13 protein-coding genes are annotated in these 19,342 nt (G+C 41.6%); 9 read left to right on the top strand and 4 right to left on the bottom strand.

The window, feature by feature from the left end:
• Nucleotides 1-170 precede the first annotated feature (170 nt).
• The 9 genes from CLNEO_RS09040 to CLNEO_RS08995 all read left to right on the top strand — a co-directional run bounded on the left by CLNEO_RS09040 (nucleotide 171) and on the right by CLNEO_RS08995 (nucleotide 13,286).
• Complete coding sequence (locus CLNEO_RS09040) at nucleotides 171-2,600, top strand: DUF3656 domain-containing U32 family peptidase (RefSeq protein WP_162266470.1); 2,430 nt, start codon at nucleotides 171-173, stop codon at nucleotides 2,598-2,600.
• Between the two features lie 4 nt (nucleotides 2,601-2,604).
• On the top strand, nucleotides 2,605-3,984 hold the full coding sequence (locus CLNEO_RS09035; protein WP_066087655.1) for an FtsW/RodA/SpoVE family cell cycle protein: 1,380 nt from the start codon (nucleotides 2,605-2,607) through the stop codon (nucleotides 3,982-3,984).
• Complete coding sequence (locus CLNEO_RS09030; RefSeq protein ID WP_066087652.1) at nucleotides 3,977-5,386, top strand: peptidoglycan D,D-transpeptidase FtsI family protein; 1,410 nt, start codon at nucleotides 3,977-3,979, stop codon at nucleotides 5,384-5,386. Before CLNEO_RS09035 ends, CLNEO_RS09030 begins: the two co-directional genes overlap by 8 nt.
• Nucleotides 5,387-6,463: 1,077 nt before the next feature.
• Complete coding sequence (locus CLNEO_RS09020) at nucleotides 6,464-7,243, top strand: acyl-CoA dehydratase activase (protein ID WP_066087646.1); 780 nt, start codon at nucleotides 6,464-6,466, stop codon at nucleotides 7,241-7,243.
• 15 nt (nucleotides 7,244-7,258) lie between these two features.
• Nucleotides 7,259-8,527, top strand: coding sequence for a lactoyl-CoA dehydratase subunit alpha (lcdA, locus tag CLNEO_RS09015; RefSeq protein ID WP_066087643.1), 1,269 nt, complete (start codon nucleotides 7,259-7,261; stop codon nucleotides 8,525-8,527).
• Between the two features lie 16 nt (nucleotides 8,528-8,543).
• Nucleotides 8,544-9,668, top strand: coding sequence for a 2-hydroxyacyl-CoA dehydratase subunit D (locus tag CLNEO_RS09010; protein WP_066087640.1), 1,125 nt, complete (start codon nucleotides 8,544-8,546; stop codon nucleotides 9,666-9,668).
• Between the two features lie 109 nt (nucleotides 9,669-9,777).
• Nucleotides 9,778-11,352 (top strand): acyl CoA:acetate/3-ketoacid CoA transferase, encoded by a 1,575-nt coding sequence (locus CLNEO_RS09005; protein WP_066087637.1) that lies wholly within the window; start codon nucleotides 9,778-9,780, stop codon nucleotides 11,350-11,352.
• 67 nt (nucleotides 11,353-11,419) lie between these two features.
• Nucleotides 11,420-11,632, top strand: coding sequence for a hypothetical protein (locus tag CLNEO_RS09000; protein ID WP_066087634.1), 213 nt, complete (start codon nucleotides 11,420-11,422; stop codon nucleotides 11,630-11,632).
• A gap of 82 nt (nucleotides 11,633-11,714) precedes the next feature.
• On the top strand, nucleotides 11,715-13,286 hold the full coding sequence (locus CLNEO_RS08995) for an S-layer homology domain-containing protein (RefSeq protein WP_066087631.1): 1,572 nt from the start codon (nucleotides 11,715-11,717) through the stop codon (nucleotides 13,284-13,286).
• 86 nt (nucleotides 13,287-13,372) lie between these two features.
• Here the strand turns inward: CLNEO_RS08995 and CLNEO_RS08990 are convergent, their stop codons facing one another.
• The 4 genes from CLNEO_RS08990 to CLNEO_RS08975 form a co-directional block, all read right to left on the bottom strand.
• Complete coding sequence (locus tag CLNEO_RS08990; RefSeq protein WP_066087628.1) at nucleotides 13,373-14,371, bottom strand: isocitrate/isopropylmalate dehydrogenase family protein; 999 nt, start codon at nucleotides 14,369-14,371, stop codon at nucleotides 13,373-13,375.
• A gap of 131 nt (nucleotides 14,372-14,502) precedes the next feature.
• On the bottom strand, nucleotides 14,503-16,431 hold the full coding sequence (locus CLNEO_RS08985; protein WP_066087625.1) for an aconitate hydratase: 1,929 nt from the start codon (nucleotides 16,429-16,431) through the stop codon (nucleotides 14,503-14,505).
• 15 nt (nucleotides 16,432-16,446) lie between these two features.
• Nucleotides 16,447-17,832 carry a beta/alpha barrel domain-containing protein gene (locus CLNEO_RS08980; protein WP_066087622.1) on the bottom strand — a complete coding sequence of 462 codons (1,386 nt, stop codon included), beginning with the start codon at nucleotides 17,830-17,832 and terminating at the stop codon, nucleotides 16,447-16,449.
• A 472-nt stretch (nucleotides 17,833-18,304) separates the two neighbouring features.
• Entirely contained in the window at nucleotides 18,305-19,306 is a 1,002-nt protein-coding gene (locus tag CLNEO_RS08975) for an ABC transporter substrate-binding protein (RefSeq protein WP_066087619.1), read from the bottom strand.
• Nucleotides 19,307-19,342: the final 36 nt, after the last annotated feature.

Here is a 19,342-nt window from a genome sequence, read left to right as displayed (position 1 = left end):
AGATTGCATTGTAAAGAAATTAGACTTTTTATTCTTCTTTTTAAGGATGTTGCATGTGCCGACATTCTCGCCTTTCGTTTATTTATGATAAAAACGAAGGGTGATTTGTTTTTTTGGTAATAATAAAGAGGATATAAAATTGGTCTGTTCATAAAGAGAGGAGAATGAAAATGTCGGTAAGGAATAAGCCTGAATTATTGGCTCCGGCAGGCTCCATGGAGAGTTTGAAAGCGGCGGTAAACAATGGTTGTGACGCTGTTTATTTAGGAGGAAAGCTTTTTAGTGCCAGACAGTATGCGGGGAATTTCTCGTTAGAGGAATTGGAAGAGGCTTGCGATTATTGTCATGTGAGAGGCGTTCGTGTATATGTAACAGTAAATACATTATATAAGGATAAGGAATTAAAGGAATTTATTGATTTTATCGGCAAGCTATATAAAATGGGCGTAGATGCATTAATTTTGCAAGACAGCGGTGCCACAAAACTCATTAAGGAAAAATATCCGGATTTTCCTTTGCATGCAAGCACCCAGATGACCGCCAATTCTCTTGAGGATGTTCGTTATTGGGAAAGCTTGGGTTTTTCTAAAATTGTTTTAAGCCGAGAGCTTTCTTTAGAAGAAATACAAGAGATTACTGTTCAAAGTGAGGCGGAAATTGAAACCTTTGTTCACGGGGCGCTTTGTGTCAGCTATTCCGGTCAATGTGTCATGAGCAGTATTTTGGGCGGAAGAAGCGGTAACCGAGGAAAATGTGCGCAAACCTGCCGTTTGCCTTATACCTTATACAAGGGTGCGGATAAATTGCAGGAGGGCTATCTCCTTTCCCCTAAGGATATTCAGACGGTAACAATTTTGCCGCAATTAATTGAGGCGGGAATCACGTCCTTTAAAATTGAAGGGCGGATGAAAAATCCTGAGTATGTGGCAGGCGTTACTGCTATTTATAGAAAATATATAGACTTGTATTTTGAGCATCCAGCCCAGTATGAGGTTTCCCCTCAGGATGTGAAAACCTTGACGCAGCTTTTTAACCGAGGTGGCTTTACGGAAGGTTATTACACCTCCGCCGGCGGCAAGGACATGATGAGCGTGGAACGACCGAAAACTTGGGGCTTAAAGATTGGGTTTGTGGACAATTATATTCCCAAGCATAAACGTGTTACCATTCGAACCCGTGAACCATTGGTGCCCGGTGACGGTATTGAGATTTGGACAAGCAACGGCCCTCATGTTGGGACAAATATTTCCAAGGTTTCCAAGGCAGGAGAAGTTATTTCTCTGACACTGGAGGGGGAGATTGAAAAAAATGATGTTGTTTATCGAACCTACGGGAAGTCCTTAAATGATGCCCTTCGCAAAACATGGGAAAAGGATAGCCGCAAGAAGTCTATTTTTGGTTTATTAAAAGCAAAAAAAGGTCAGCCCTTGGCATTACAGCTTTGGGATATGACAGGTAGTAACATTTATGTGACGGGAGATACGGTGGAGAGGGCGGAAAATCAGCCTACCACGGTGGAAAAGCTAAAGCAGCAAACGGAAAAAATGGGATCGACACCATTTGCTTTGGAAAGCTTGGAGATTGAGGCGGATGACGATATTTATGTAAGTATCGGGGCGCTAAATCAATTAAGAAGAATGGCTGTAGAAGCCTTGGAGGAGGCGATTTTGAAAAGTACAAAGCGCTCAAGCCTTCAGGGAGAGGAAAAAGAGGAAGAAAGAAAAAAAGAAAATTTGCTTCAAAAAAAGTTACACGTTTTGGTAACGGATTTCTTACAGCTTGAGGCGGTTGTCCGCATAAAAGGTTTGCGGGTGATTTACTATGAAGCTTCCGCTGACATGGAGCGGAATTTGCCTTCTGCATTGGAGCTTTGCCGACGTTTTGGTGTAAGTCTTTATGCTGCTTTGCCTAAAATCAGCAGACAGTGGCGAAAGGAAATTGAGGATGCAATGGTGGAGAGCCTGAAAAAAACTGAAATTGACGGTTTTTTGGTGCGCTCTGCGGGGCAGTTTGGCATGGTGAAGGATAGTGGGAAGAAAATCACGGTGGACTATTCTTTAAATGTAATGAATGAAGAGGGCGTTGCTTTTTGGAAGCAGCAAGGGGCGGATGAGGTTTGCCTTTCCGTGGAAGCAAATCTCCAAGAAATCAATGTCATGGGCGATAAGGACTGCGAAATGGTTGTGTATGGGTACCTCCCTCTTATGAAGACACAGCAATGCCCCATTGGCAATTATGCAGGGGAAAAAGAGGGGCATCTCTACTGTTCCGAAAGGAATAATACCGAGCTTTATTTCTTGCGGGACAGAAAGGGCTTGAAGTTCCCGCTGATGACGGATTGCGAACGCTGTGTGTGCACCATATTGAACAGTAAGCCATTATTTACGCTGAAGTTTTATGATGAAATTTTAGAAAGCGTAACGGGTAGTGTGCGCTTGGAATTTACCAAAGAAGGCGCTGGGCGTGCGGCAAAAATCACAAAGGCATATGCAGAAATGACGCAAAATCCAAATAAAATAAGTGCAGAAACAAGAAACCTTTTGGAGGAAATGAAGGAAAAGGGAAATACAAAGGGGCATTTCTTCCGCGGAGTGGAGTGAGGCTATGTTAGATCTGTTGATTATGCTTAGCAGATTTTTATTTGTTTTCTATATTGGCTTCTTTTTGTGGCAGGGCATTGTTTATATTGCGTATGAACAGGGCGGCTTTTTGGGCAGCCCTTATCATGCGGTTTCTATTCAGAGGCGCCTTATTATTTTGATGCACATTACTGCTTTTTTGATTTTGGCATATAATCGGGAACTGGGGATATATAATTGGCAGACTGTATTATTTGGTGCGGTGGGTTGCGTTTTTTTGTTGGCGGCCATTCATTTTCTGGATCGGTTTTATTATGAAGGCTGTCCTCTCATTTGGACAGGGATGCTGTTTTTAATGGATACAAGCCTGATTATGCTCCAAAGGCTTGCGCCAGTCTTGGCATACAAGCAATTAATGTGGATGATTATCGGTTTGGTGGGGATGTTGCTGCTGCCGGCCTTCTTTCGGTTGATTCCTCGCTTTGAGGTGTTTGAATGGGCATTTATAATTATTTGCTTTGGATTATTGTTTTGTACGAAAATATTTGGTGTGGAGCGTAACGGCTCCACAAACTGGTTGCGAGTGGGAGGGATTACATTTCAACCCTCAGAGCTGATAAAATTTTTATTTGTTTTTTACTTAGCCAGTGTTTTTCGCAAAAGGGTCGAATGGAAGGAATTTATTGTTACCGGCGTGCTCAGTGCAGGGGTAGTTCTACTTTTGGTGTTGCAAAAAGATTTGGGAAGTGCCTTGATTTTCTTTATGACCTACATGGTTATGCTTTATATTGCCACGGCAAATGAGTTTTTGTTCTTTTTGGGCATGATCTGCGCAAGCGGTGCGGCAACTTTTGCTTACAAAATTTTTTCTCATGTACGGGTGCGTGTTGCTGCATGGCAAAATCCTTGGGTGGACATTGATCGCGGCGGCTACCAAATTGTAAACTCATTGTTTGCCATAACAACGTGGGGTTTTTTGGGTAGCGGTTTAACAAAAGGTATGCCTAAAAGTATTCCGGTTGTGGAAAGTGACTTTATTTTTGCTGCAATTTGTGAAGAATTCGGTGCCCTTTTTGGCGCCGGCGTGATTTGCATTTTTATTATGCTGTTATATCGGGGTGTGAGAATTGCGTTGGATTGCAAGCGAAGATATTATAGCATTTTGGCGCTTGGCGTTATAACAATGCTGTGTTTTCAAGCCTTCATTATTATCGGCGGAGTCATTAAGCTGATTCCGTTGACAGGGGTAACCCTTCCTTTTGTAAGCTATGGCGGTACCTCTGTTTTGGTCAGTCTGATGATGATGGGGCTTTTGCAATGGGTTTGCGTATACTGTGAACAGCATGATGCAGATGAGGAAACCTCTCCTGTTTTGGAAACGGAAGGGGGACAGGGTTATGAATAATATGAAACGAAGCATAAGACGAATTTTTTGGCTTTTGGTGCTGTGCTTTTTCCTTTTATTGGGGTACATGGGAAAGCTGGTTCTGATGGATCGTGTGGCAATTTCCACAAATTCTTATAATACACGTTTACGTTATGTGGATAATACAATTCGTCGTGGGGATATTATTGATATAGACGGTGAGGTGCTGGCAACCAGTGTATTGCAAAATGATGGAACGTATGTAAGAAAATATCTGCGTTCCCGCATGGCAGCCCATATTACGGGGTATAGTAGTGTTGGAAAAACTGGCGTTGAAGCTGCGGAAAATTTTGAAATGATGAAGCTGCACAATGAATTTTTGCAACGTGTTATGTCAATTGCCACAGGAAAGGAATTGGTAGGCAACAGCGTTGTGGTTACGGTGGATATGGATATTCAAACTGTAGCAGGTAATCTTCTTGGAAATGCTAAGGGTGCAGTTGTGGTAGTGGAACCGTCTACGGGAAGAATTCTTGCCTTGCAGGCATATCCCGATTTTGACCCCAATACCGTTAGTGCCAATTGGGAAAATTTGAAGGATGCCGAGAATAGCCCTTTAGTCAACCGGGCGACCCAAGGCTTATACCCTCCGGGGTCTACGTTTAAGCTGGTAAGCTCCTTGGCAGTTATGGAAAATATTCAGGATTGGCAAAGCAGAACTTATGAATGCACAGGGAGAGCATCCTTTGAAAATAAGGTGATTCATTGTTATAACAAGAAGGCCCATGGAACCGTAGATTTGAAGCAGGCCTTGACCGTTTCTTGCAATGGTTATTTTGCCCAAATGGCAACGGAATTTGGTGCGTCGAAGCTGGGAGAGGTAATGAAACGGGTTGGAATAGAAACACCTTTAGGGTTTGAATTGGCTTACAGCAAAAATAAAATTGGGTTAAACCCAAATGCAACGCAAAGCGAGCTTGTGGAAACGGCAATTGGTCAGGGTCAAACGGCAGTAACACCCTTGTATATGGCAATGCTTGCAGCGGCTATTGCGAATGAAGGCATTATGATGCAACCCTACATTGTGGATCATATTCAGTATACCAATGGTAAGGTAGGGAAATACACCGTACCCAAAAAGCTGACGAAAATATGTACAACGGCGGAGGCAACTGCATTAAAAGATATGATGGTTTCTGTTGTAGAAAATGGCACAGGATCTGCCGCATCCATCAAAGGGGTTACGGTGGCTGGAAAAACCGGTACCGCCGAGAATGCAACGGGGAATGATCATTCGTGGTTCGTAGGTTTTGCGCCGGCGGAGGATCCGAAGGTTGCAGTGGCTGTTTTAATTGAAAATTCTAATGCCTATGGCAGTGCCACACCCATTGCCGGGAAGGTAATTCAGGAAGCACTAAAGCAGATGGAGAATAAAGAATAGCGTATAATTGAAATAATAAACAGTTAATTCCCTGAAAAACATGCTAATAATGTGAAGTTTTTATATAGGGATCGTCCGATAAAAGAATTATTGTATTAAAACAGAAACAAAAACAGATTCCAGACGACGTTTCTCAGACAAAGGGTTTTTTACGGGGAAAGAGTTCTTTGAGGCTATGTGTTTTTAAGTAATAATGTTAAATTTAAACACCTATTACTAAGAGAAACAAAAGGGTTTTTGCGTAATTTTTAACAAAAAATTGTGAAAGAAAAAACTGTATTGAAAAAGCCTTAGGTTTTGCATTTTGTTTTTCTAGCAAAACTATAGAGATGTCTGTCGGATGGAAAATCTACTATTATTAAAGGTAGCCCTTCACAAAATTGTTTTTTTAAAAGAGAGAAGTTTTTGATTCTTCATAATATTGGAAAAAACAAAACTTAATTTTTTTGGATTGTAAACTTGAAATTTGTGCTGAAAAAAGAAAGATTTTCTAATAAGCATCTTTGAAAATCCTTGAAATACGGGGTTTTTTAAAAAAACAACTGTCTTGCTGCTGATTTGAGAAAAAGAGATTATTTTATGAAAAAAATTAACAAAAATCGTTGGATTCATTTTTAAAGGACTGTTTTTTACTAAAAAAGAATTTATAATGTTAAAAAATTTGAGACTGCATTTTGTTTTTTTCAAAAAACGAAGTCTGTTGCATGAATAATTTGCACAGAGAGTACCAAAAAATTTTCAAATAATAATAAATTTTTAACAATTTAGGTTGCAATAAAATTTTAATAGTGTTATAATCAAAACGGTAACAAGGTAGATTCATGTAAGGACATGAATGATTGCTTTTTTAGGATAATTTAGCTTATATTCTGATATTTAAAAGAAAGATTAGATATAGGTTTTTTCTGTTGCCAAAGCAAACTAACCTTACTATAATTTCTTACTATAATTTGATGCTGTAAAGTGATTTTTTGGGTGTTTTAACAGCAAAATAGTTAGAAATACTTTAAAAATTGAAAAAACAAATGTTATTTTATTGCATCACAAATACAAATAATGTTTGAAGGAGGACAAAAGATGTACACAATGGGCGTTGATGTTGGCTCTGCATCTTCAAAGGTTTTAATTTTGAAGGACGGAAAGGACATTGTAGCTGCTGAGGTTGTTCAGGTTGGAACGGGCTCTTCGGGTCCTCAGAAGGCTCTTGAAAAGGCTTATGAGGTAAGCGGACTGACAAGAGAGGATATCTCTTATATCGTCGCAACCGGTTATGGCAGATTTAATTTTCCTGGTGCTGATAAGCAAATCAGTGAAATCAGTTGCCATGCAAAAGGCATTGTTTTTTTGGTACCCACTGCACGCACCATCATTGACATTGGAGGACAGGATGCAAAAGCAATTCGTCTGGATGACAAGGGTGGTATAAAGCAGTTTTTTATGAATGATAAATGTGCGGCAGGTACAGGGCGTTTCCTGGAGGTAATGGCAAGAGTTTTGGAAACGACTCTGGATGAAATGGCCGGTTTAGATGAACAAGCTACGGATACTGCACCAATCAGCAGTACTTGCACAGTATTCGCAGAGTCTGAGGTTATTTCTCAGTTATCTAACGGCGTAAGCAGAAATAATATCATTAAAGGTGTTCACCTTTCGGTTGCCAGCAGAGCTTGTGGTTTAGCTTATAGAGGTGGCGTTGAAAAAGACGTTGTAATGACAGGCGGCGTTGCAAAAAACGCAGGCGTTGTCAGAGCTGTAGCTGGTGTATTGAAGACAGATGTAATTGTGGCACCGAATCCACAAACGACAGGCGCGCTGGGTGCGGCGTTGTTCGCATATGAAGCGGCACAAAAAAAATAAGAAAGAGGGATTAGAATGAGTTTAACACAAGGCATGAAAGCAAAACAATTGTTAGCCTACTTCCAAAACAGGGCTGATCAGGATGCAAGAGAAGCAAAAGCAAGAGGCGATCTTGTTTGCTGGTCTGCTTCTGTAGCTCCTCCTGAATTCTGCGTAACAATGGGGATTGCAATGATCTACCCTGAAACTCACGCAGCAGGCATTGGCGCAAGAAAAGGCGCTATGGATATGCTTGAAGTTGCTGATAGAAAAGGCTACAATATTGACTGCTGTTCTTATGGTAGAGTAAACATGGGTTACATGGAATGCCTGAAAGAAACTGCGATTACAGGTGTGAAGCCTGAAGTTTTGGTTAACTCTCCTGCAGCAGATGTTCCTCTCCCTGATTTGGTAATTACTTGTAACAACATTTGTAATACATTGTTGAAATGGTATGAAAACCTTGCAGCAGAGTTGGATATTCCTTGCATCGTTATCGATGTTCCTTTTAACCATACAATGCCTATTCCTGAATATGCAAAGGCCTACATTGCAGACCAGTTCAGAAACGCTATTTCTCAGCTGGAAGTAATCTGCGGCAGACCTTTTGACTGGAAGAAGTTTAAAGAAGTAAAAGACCAGACACAGCGTTCTGTATATCACTGGAACAGAATCGCAGATATGGCTCAGTATAAGCCATCACCTTTGAACGGCTTTGACCTGTTCAACTACATGGCGCTCATCGTTGCTTGCCGTTCCTTAGATTATGCTGAAATTACATTTAAAGCATTTGCTGATGAATTGGAAGAAAACTTGAAGGCTGGTATCTATGCATTTAAGGGCGCTGAAAAAACACGTTTCCAGTGGGAAGGTATTGCTGTATGGCCTCACTTGGGTCACACATTTAAGTCCATGAAGGGTCTCAATTCTATCATGACAGGCACAGCTTACCCTGCACTTTGGGATTTGCACTATGATGCAAACGATGAATCCATGCACTCTATGGCAGAAGCTTATACAAGAATTTATATCAATACCTGCTTACAAAACAAGGTTGATGTTTTGTTGGCTATCATGGAAAAAGGCAAGGTTGACGGTACAATCTACCACCTGAACAGAAGCTGCAAGCTTATGAGCTTCCTGAACGTTGAAACAGCTGAAATCATTAAAGAAAAGAATGGTTTGCCTTATGTAAGCGTTGACGGTGACCAGACAGATCCTCGCGTATTCTCTCCCGCACAGTTCGATACACGTGTTCAGGCTCTGGTTGAAATGATGGAAGCCAACATGGCAGCAGCAGAATAATAAGGAGGAGAAAACGATGAGTAAAGTAGAAGCTATTTTATCCCAATTAAAAGACATTGCGGCAAATCCTAAAAAAGCAATGGATGATTATAAAGCTGAAACAGGCAAGGGCGCTGTAGGCATTATGCCTATTTATGCTCCTGAAGAATTGGTACACGCAACAGGTTACCTGCCTATGGGCATCTGGGGTGCACAGGGCAAATCAATTTCCAAAGCTCGTACATACCTTCCTGCATTTGCTTGTTCAATTATGCAGCAGGTTATGGAGTTGCAGTGTGAAGGCGCTTATGATGACCTTGCAACAGTTATTTTCTCTGTACCTTGTGATACATTGAAATGCTTGAGCCAGAAATGGAAAGGCACATCCCCTGTAATTGTATTTACACATCCTCAAAACAGAGGCCTGGAAGCAGCTAATCAGTTCTTAGTTACAGAATATGAATTGATAAAGACCCAGTTGGAAGCTAATTTGGGTGTAAAAATTACAAATGGTGCATTGGAAAATTCTATCGTTGTTTACAACGAAAATAGAGCAGTTATGCGTGAATTTGTACAGGTTGCTGCTGAATACCCTCAGGTAATCGACGCTGTAAGCCGTCATGCTGTATTCAAAGCAAGACAGTTTATGCTGAAAGAAAAACACACAGCACTTGTGAAAGAGCTCATTGCTGAAGTTAAGGCTACTCCTGCGCAGCCTTGGGATGGCAAGAAGGTTGTTGTTACTGGCATCTTGCTTGAGCCCAACGAACTGCTTGATATCTTCAACGAATTTAAAATTGCAATTGTTGATGACGATTTGGCTCAAGAATCCAGACAAATTCGTGTTGATGTTCTTGATGGCCAAGAGGGACCTCTTTACAGATTGGCTAAGTCTTGGCAGCAAATGTATGGTTGCTCCGTTGCTACCGATACAAAGAAAGGCCGCGGCAAGATGTTGATCAACAAAACAATTCAGACAGGCGCAGATGCTATTATTGTTGCAATGATGAAGTTCTGTGATCCTGAAGAATGGGATTACCCTGTAATGTACAGAGAATTCGAAGAAAAAGGCATTAAGAGTCTGATGATTGAAGTTGACCAGGAAGTTTCTTCCTTTGAGCAGGTTAAGACAAGATTGCAGTCCTTCGTAGAAATGCTGTAATTGAACATACGATTGCTGTAAATACAATACACTGGGGTGGGTGACTGCGCCAGTGTATTGTGATAAGCAAAAATACAAAATAGATTAAGATTTAGGAGGATTTTTGACGATGAGAAAGGTTCCCATAATTACCGCTGATGAAGCTGCAAAGCTTATTAAAGACGGTGATACAGTTACAACAAGCGGCTTCGTTGGAAACGGAATCCCTGAAGCTCTTGATAGAGCTGTAGAAAAAAGATTTTTGGAAACAGGTGAACCCAAAAACATTACTTATGTTTATTGTGGTTCTCAAGGCAACAGAGATGGGAGAGGCGCTGAGCACTTCGCTCATGAAGGTCTTTTAAAACGCTACATCGCTGGCCACTGGGCAACGGTTCCCGCTTTGGGTAAAATGGCGCTAGAAAATAAAATGGAGGCGTATAATGTATCTCAAGGTGCGTTGTGTCATCTGTTTCGTGATATAGCGTCTCATAAACCAGGTGTATTTACAAAAGTTGGTTTAGGTACATTTATCGACCCAAGAAATGGCGGCGGTAAGGTTAATGAGATTACCAAAGAAGATATTGTTGAATTAGTAGAGATTAAGGGTCAAGAATATTTATTCTACCCCGCTTTTCCTATTCATGTGGCTCTTATTCGTGGTACTTACGCTGATGAAAGTGGAAATGTTACGTTTGAGAAAGAAGTTGCACCGCTGGAAGGAACTTCTGTGTGCCAAGCTGTTAAAAATAGTGGCGGTATCGTGGTAGTTCAAGTTGAAAAAGTAGTGAAAGCTGGAACGCTTGACCCACGTCATGTAAAGGTTCCGGCAATTTATGTTGACTATATTGTTGTAGCTGACCCAGAAGATCATCAACAATCTTTAGACTGTGAATATGACCCAGCATTATCAGGCGAATGTAGAAGACCAGAGGTTGTAGGAGAGCCCCTTCCTTTGAGCGCAAAGAAAGTTATTGGTCGTCGTGGTGCTATGGAATTAGAAAAAGATGTTGCTGTTAATTTAGGTGTTGGTGCACCTGAATATGTAGCCAGTGTTGCAGATGAAGAAGGTATCGTTGATTTTATGACCTTAACTGCTGAAAGTGGTGCGATTGGTGGTGTTCCAGCTGGCGGCGTTCGCTTTGGTGCTTCTTATAACCCTGATGCGCTTATTGATCAAGGTTATCAATTCGATTATTACGATGGCGGTGGTTTGGATCTTTGCTATTTAGGACTAGCTGAATGCGATGAAAAAGGCAATATAAACGTTTCCAGATTTGGCCCTCGTATCGCTGGTTGCGGCGGTTTTATTAATATCACACAAAATACACCTAAGGTATTCTTCTGCGGTACTTTCACAGCCGGCGGCTTGAAGGTAAAAATAGAAGATGGCAAAGTTATTATTGCACAGGAAGGTAAACAGAAAAAATTCATTAAATCTGTTGAACAGATTACTTTTAATGGTGATGTTTCTCTTGCAAACAAGCAGCAGATAACTTATATTACGGAAAGATGCGTATTCTTACTGAAAGAAGACGGTATGCATTTGGCTGAAATTGCACCTGGTATTGACCTGCAAACACAAATTCTTGATGTTATGGAGTTTACTCCTATTATTGATAGGGATGCAAACGGCGAAATCAAATTGATGGATGCTGCTTTGTTTGCAGAAGGCTTAATGGGTCTGAAGGAAATGAAGGCTTGATTCTACTTGACTAATTAAAGATAAGATTAACCCTCTGTATTTCGAAAGAAAACAGGGGGTTTTTGAATTGGAAAAAAAGATTAAAAAACGTCAAATTTTGAATTTTTTTTGCGTTTTTTTGATATTATGGTATAATATTTATGTTTCTAAAAAAGTCCTTGTCGTTTTAGAATTTAAAGTGATATTCTTTCCTACTACAAGCTTTTCAGGAATACAAGGTGTGATTTTGTTTTTTGGAATAATATGCCGGAAAAATGTAAAGAATATATTTGGTTTCTGAGACAAAAACAGGCTTCAGTAATGCAGAAAAAGCCTGAGGTTCCACCAGGCGGCCGGTAAAAAAAGATAGAGAGGATGATAGCGTGAAGCGGCTTATTACAGTAATTTTGGCGCTGCTTATGATAATGGGCACTGCCTTTCCAGTTTTTGGATCTGTGGCAACAAACGCGGAGCCATGGGCAACGGCCTCTTTAGAGTTGGCATATAATCAGGGACTGATTACGGATGAGGATCTTCTGGATGCGAAAAGGACTATAACCAGACTTGAGTTTTGTAGAATTGTAGTGCTTTTATATGAAAAAACTAAGGGCGAGAAGCTGACTGTGAAAAATAAAAGTCCTTTTACTGATTGTGATGATACATCGGTTATTTTGGCGTATGAAGCTGGCATTATTAGCGGAACAGAGCCAACAAAGTTTGAGCCAAATAAAAGCCTGACACGAGAACAGCTGGCAATTATGCTAAACAGGATGTTAAACGCTTGGGGCATTACCTTAACAACAGGGGCTGAGCAATATGCGTTTAACGATATTTCTAATTTAATGAAGCCGTCCATTGAAGTTATTAATAAAATAAAGTTTTCTGGGATTTTAGTGGGGGACGATGATGGGAAATTTTATCCTATGAGAGCATTAACGTTTCAAGAAGCTGTAATTGGCATGGAAAAAGCATATCATTATGCAGAAAAAAACTTCAGTTTCGGGAGCAAAATTGATGTTCCTGTGGAAGAAAACCCGGTGGATACTACAGAAGAAAACCTGGAAAATGAAGTACCTGTAGAAGCTCCGGTAGAAGAAGGGCAGATCCCCACTGGGGATAGCATAAAAAGTAAATATGATTATCAAACAGTGTATATCAATGACAAGGCTGTGTCTTTGGCAACAACTTCAAAACAACTAACGGAGGATTGGGGGCAGCCGGATAGAATCGATACTACGGTATTTGGTCTGAAGCGGTATGTCTATGTGGGAGGCTACGATAATTACTTTTTTGTAACTTTGAAAGATGATAAAGTGATACAAATATTTGTACCGACAAAGCATTTTTCCTACTTAGGGACAGATGGCGACGGAACTTCAGCTGATATTAAGCAAATGAATTATATCAGTCTGGTGGAGCATAGTGGCATTATTGAGACGGATACAACCTACGCTAGTTTTCCTTTGGACTATGAGGGTACAATTCGGGGTATTTTGCTACAGAGTAGAGAATTTGCATATGGCAACAATGTGCGTAGTGGTTTGACAGTTGCAGAGCGTAAAGTCGTAGAGTTGGAATTGCTTGATTTAATTCAGGTAAAGCGCAAGGAGCAGGGGCTACCTCTTTTGACGGAGGTTGAAAAGCTTTCGAAGGTTGCATTAGCCCATAGCACTGATATGGTAGGAAAAGATTATTTTAGCTATACGGGAAGCGATGGAAGTAGTCCGTTTACCAGAATTCTGGCTGAGAAAATTTCTTTTACCAGTGCTTCCGAAGTCATTGCCAAGCCAATGGGAGATGTTACTAACGTGTACCAGCAGTGGATCAGAACAGCGGCTCAATTTCGAAGTTTGCTAGATCCAACGGCGGATTCCGTTGGCATTGGTGTAATACAACGAGGGAAGTATCTTTATGTTACCGTTGATTTTTGTGGTGGTACTGTGGTGAACAATTAAAAAAGCAGAAAATTCATAGGTAAAAGAAAGCTCGTACTTCGAAAATGAAGTACGAGCTTTTAAAGTTGATTAATAAAAATAATTTTTTATAAAGCGGTGATAATTGCTTCGGCAAACTCCTCTGTGGAAGCAGTGCCGCCCATATCTTGGGTAAGGATTTTGCCCTCGCCAATTACCCTTTCAACTGCCTTTTCTATGCTTGCTGCAGCCTTTCCTTCGCCTAGATGGGCAAGCATTAAGGACGCAGAAAGAATTGCTGCTGTGGGATTGATTTTGTGTTGCCCTGCAATATCAGGCGCAGAGCCATGAATAGGCTCAAAAATTGCGCCATTCACTCCGATATTTGCACTTGGGGTCAGCCCAAGGCCGCCCACCAAGCCGGCACAGAGGTCGGAAACAATGTCGCCATAAAGATTTGGGCATACCAATACATCATAATCCTCAGGGTACATTACTAAGCGCATGCACATAGCATCTACAATGCTGTCATTAAACTGAATCTGCGGATATTCCTTGGCAATTTCCCGGGCAATATCAAGAAACATGCCATCGGTACATTTCATAATATTTGCCTTATGCACAGCGGTTACCTTTTTTCTGCCTTCTCTTACGGCATAGTCAAAGGCATAGCGAATAATACGTTCGCATCCTTTTCTCGTAAAAAGTTTTATGCTTTCAGCGGTGTTTTCATCTACCATGCGTTCAATACCGGCATAAAGGTCCTCGGTATTTTCCCGAACGATAACCAAATCAATATTTTCAAACTTTGAAATAACGCCGGGATAGGTTTTTGCAGGGCGAACGTTTGCATATAAATCAAAGGTTTTACGCAGTGCAACGTTTACACTGCGAAAGCCTGTACCAACGGGAGTGGTGATAGGTCCTTTTAAGGCTACGCCTGTTTTACGAATGGATGCAATTGTTTCATCGGGCAGGGGTGTACCATATTTTTCAATCATCGCTGCGCCTGCTTGGGCCTCTTCCCATTGTATGTCAACCCCTGTTGCCTCTACAACTTTTCTTGCTGCTGCAATTACCTCGGGGCCACTGCCATCTCCGGGAATTAAAGTTACATGATATGCCATTTTTATTTCCTCCTGGAATATTAACCAATTAAAGATTCATAGACTTCTAAAATCGTTTTTTAGGCAAGCGTATACAGCCGGAAAGCGCCGACTGAATCGCATTGCTTGTATGCTAAAAAATAAGGTTTTTATTAGTTGGATGCTTTTGTATAGTTTAACAAACCGCCTGCTAAGAGAATATCTCTCTGTCTTTCGGAAATATTCAAGCGTGTAGGAATTTCTGCACCTGTGCGCAAATGTGTTACGATTACATCTTGACCGTTAACGGCACTCTTGATTTGGTCTGCCGCATACTTGATTGAAAATTCATCACCCAGGCGAATGGAATCGTAATCCCATTCGTTTACGAAAACCAAAGGTAAAATGCCGTTGTTAATCAGGTTTGCCATATGAATCCTGGCAAAGGATTTTGCAAGAACAGCCTTGATACCCAGCTGTAGGGGAGCTAAAGCCGCATGCTCACGGCTGCTGCCCTGGCCGTAGTTTTGCCCTGCAATAATGAAGCCGCCTCCTGCTGCCTTTGCACGAGCAGGGAATTTAGGGTCACAAGGAGTTAAGCAATAATCCGCCAAATAAGGCACATTGGAGCGATAAGGAAGCAGCTTCGCATTGGAGGGCATGATATGATCAGTGGTGATATTATCCGTCACTTTAATCAATGCGCCGCCGTCAACATCTTTAGGCACTTTTGTATTTTTAGGGAAGGGCTGAATATTTGGTCCCCTTACCACATTTACAGTTTCTCCTTCTGGGGCAGGCGGAATAATTAGGTTATCATTCACCATAAAATGAGCAGGCATGGAAACCAAAGGCGCTTCACCTAGAGTATGGGGATCTGTCAGCTTGCCGCTAAGGGCGCTGGCAACGGCAGTTTCGGGGCTTACGATGTAAACTTGGGCGGATTTTGTACCGCTTCTGCCTTCAAAATTACGATTGATGGTTCTTAAGGAAACGGCGTTGGTTGCGGGAGATTGCCCCATGCCAATGCAAGGGCCGCAGCCGCATTCCAAAATACGCGCACCTGCAGAAATAATATCCGAAAGGGCGCCATTTGCCGCCAGCATATTCATAACCTGCTTGGAGCCGGGGGCAATCACCAAGCTTACGTTAGGGTCAACGGTCTTGTCCTTCAGTAAAGCCGCAACGGTCATCATATCCGTATAGGAGGAGTTGGTGCAGCTGCCAATGGCAACCTGATCCACTGCCAAGCCTTGAATTTCCTTTACCTTTTTAATATTGTCAGGGCTATGAGGACAGGCAACCAAGGGAACGATTTGGCTTAAATCAATGGTGATTTCCTCGTCATATGTAGCGTCAGCATCAGCGGAAAGCTCAATCCAATCCTCTCCTCGATTCTGCGCTTCCAAGAAAGTCTTTGTAACCTCATCACTGGGAAAAACAGAGGTGGTTGCGCCCAGCTCTGCACCCATGTTTGTGATGGTTGCCCTTTGGGGAACGCTCAAGCTTTTTACACCTTTGCCGCTGTATTCCATAACCTTGCCAACGCCGCCTTTTACGGAAAGAATACGAAGTACCTCCAAAATAACATCCTTAGCCGTTACCCAAGGTTGTAAGGAACCAGTTAAATTGACACGGCAAACCTTAGGCATCGCCAGAAAATAGGCGCCGCCGCCCATGGCAACGGCAACGTCAAGACCGCCGGCACCAATAGCAAGCATACCGATACCACCGCCTGTGGGTGTATGGCTGTCGGAGCCTAAAAGGGTCTTGCCAGGTTTGCCAAAACGCTCCAAATGCACTTGATGACAGATGCCGTTTCCGGGTTTGGAAAAATAAATTCCATGTTTTTTTGCTACTGTTTGGATATATTTATGGTCATCAGCATTTTCAAAGCCTGTTTGCAGTGTATTATGGTCAATATAAGCAACGGAACGCTCTGTTTTTACGCGGGGAATGCCCATTGCTTCAAATTGCAAATATGCCATGGTTCCGGTGGAATCCTGGGTTAAAGTCTGATCAATTTTGATGGCAATTTCCTTGCCGGCGATCATATTTCCGCTAATCAGATGGCTGCTGATAAGTTTTTCTGTAAGGTTCATGTACTTGGTTCCTCCTTATTTTTTCTTTTTCAGTGCGAATAGATGAGGTGTCAGGGTTTTCATTGCTTCAATTAATTCTTCTTTGCTGATGAAGGTAACGCGCCCGTCTTCATACAGACTGTCCACCCAATTTAGCAGAATCGTTGCCTCGGGAGAGTTTTTGTGAATTATTTTCTCGTCCTTTAAGCCAAGGTATTGGTTCAGCCAGTAAGCAATGCCGGCAGAACCAGAGTTTTTATTGATTTCAACGCCAATGGGGCGGTTTAATATCTTTGCAGTATTGAAAATATTATAAATTTCTTCATCCTTCGCCATACCGTCCGCATGAATTCCCGCGCGGGTTACGTTAAAATCTCTGCCTACGAAAGGTGTTCTGTCAGGGATTTGGTAGCCCAGATCAGATTCATAATATTCAGCGATTTCAGTAATCACCGTTGGGTCCATACCGTCTAGCGTACCACGCATTTGAGCGTATTCAATGACCATTGCCTCCAAAGGCGTATTGCCCGTTCGTTCGCCGATTCCAAGCAAGGAGCAGTTTACGGAGCTTGCGCCATAAAGCCATGCCGTTGTAGCATTTACTACCGCTTTATAAAAATCGTTATGGCCGTGCCATTCAATTAATTCGTTGGGAATTTGAGCAAAGTGATTAATGCCGTAAATAATGCCCGCAACGCTCCTGGGGAGGGTTGCGCCTGGGAAGGGGACGCCATAGCCCATGGTATCACAAAAACGTATTTTTATGGGAATTTGGTATTCGTCCATCAGTTTTTTCAATTCCGTAGCAAAAGGAACCACAAAACCGTAGTAGTCCGCTCTTGTCACATCCTCAAAATGACAGCGGGGACGAATTCCATAATCCAAAGCCGCTTTAACGATTTCTAAATAATCATGCAAAGCCTGTTCTCTTGTTTTGTGCAGCTTATTGAAAATGTGATAGTCGGAACAGCTTACCAAAATTCCGCATTCTTGCAGATTCATATCCTTTACTAACTTAAAATCCTCTTTTGTGGCACGAATCCAACCAGTGATTTCGGGAAATTTCAGTCCCATCTCCTGACAGGCACGAATTGCCTTACGGTCGTTTTCGCTGTAAAGGAAGAACTCGCATTGACGAATTTTTCCTTTTGGCCCGCCCAAACGACTGAGCATTTCGTAAAGGGTTGTAATTTGCTCTACTGTGTAGGGCGTTCTTGCTTGCTGCCCATCACGAAAGGTAGTATCTGTCATCCAAATTTCATTTGGTGGATTCATGGGAACTAAACGATGATTAAAGGTGCATTTGGGAATTTCGTCGTAGTTAAAATTATCCCGATAAAGGTTGGGTTTTTCTACATTTTGCAAGCTATACTTATATTGTCCAAGTTCCAATAAGTTGCTTTTTTTGTTGAAAGAAAGCATTTTATCCCCCCTATTTCCTAATATTATGTTCACAGCAACAAGTTTTTTATTTATAAAATATATCAATAAATTGGCGGTCCGTCAATATGAAATAATTGATAATATTAATATATAAAAAAGGGCAAATTACGAAAAAGTGCCTATATTACAACAAAATTGCAAATGTTTGTAGAATTGATTTGATTTAAATTAATAATATTACCGTGCTAACTTATCGAATATATGAAAAAAATTAATAATTGATTTTAGGAGGTTGTTTAGTATTCTTCTGTTTTATGAAGAATTTATGAAGAGTGATCAATATGCATGACGAAAAAAGGAAAAGCTGTAAAATTTTATATTTTATAACTAGAGAAAAATACTTATACGGATTACATTTGTATAACTCTTTGTTGCGCAAGTAAAAACAGCCCGCAATGCCGGTAAAATTAACCAAGGCAATCGGGCTGTTTTCATAATGTGAAGCGAACGATTATTTAATCGCTTTTTCTGCAAAGTCTGTTCTAATCAAATCAGCAAAGGCCACTCTTTGTGTCAACTGTCCGCCTTGCTCCATAATATCTTGAATCAGGTTAAAGCCATCCTCTGAGAAGGTGGGGTCTGCCTTCCACGTATCCTGTGCTTTATAACGCTCAATAATGGTAGTTAAGGTCTTAGCATCGGAATCAGGGAACTGAGGCGCAACTACATTGGCAATTTCTTCGGAGGTATGATCTTTCACCCAAAGCTGGCCTTTATAAATTGCCCTTGTGAAGGCTTCGATTGTTTCTGGATGTTCGTTCATAAAATCGTCCCTTGCCATATAAACGGTGTAGGGCACATATCCGCTGGCTGCACCCAAGGAGGCAACAATATAGCCGCTGCCGCTGTTTTCCAAGGTGGTTGCTACGGGTTCAAACTCCACGGTATAATCCCCCACATTTCCAGTAAATGCGCCTGCGGTGGAGGAAAAATCAATGTTGTTGATAATTTCAACATCTTCATTTAATTTCAAACCGTTTTCCTTTAAAACGTATTCCAAAACCATTTCGGGCATACCGCCTAATCTACCACCGATGACGGATTTGCCCTGGAGATTTTCCCATGTGAAATCGGGTTCATCCACGCGGGATACAAGAAAGTTGCCTGCTCTTTGGGTTAATTGCAGGAAGGCCTTAGGATAATCCTCCTTGCCTTCGTTATAAACATAGATGCCGGCTTCCGTACCCAAAAGAGCGATGTCGGCAGCGTTGGAGAGCAGTGCCGTCATGGATTTATCTGCACCGTTTCCGATGGCAACGGATACATCCAGTCCTTCTTCTTCAAAAAAGCCTAATTCCATAGCAACATACTGAGGTGCGTAAAAGACGGAATGCACAACCTCGTTAAGCCGAACGGGAGTCTGCTCCGCCTGGGCAGTGGGCTGGGAAGAGCACCCTGCCAATAGGGATAATGCCATGCAACCTGCTAACAAAAGAGAAATGAATTTTTTCATAAATGACCTCCTGCGGATATTTTCATTGTTACTATA

This window comes from Anaerotignum neopropionicum, from assembly GCF_001571775.1.
GTDB classification, from domain to species: domain Bacteria; phylum Bacillota; class Clostridia; order Lachnospirales; family Anaerotignaceae; genus Chakrabartyella; species Chakrabartyella neopropionicum.
The sequence above is the reverse complement of the archived record's forward strand: the minus strand, read 5'-3'. Positions and strand labels throughout refer to the sequence as shown.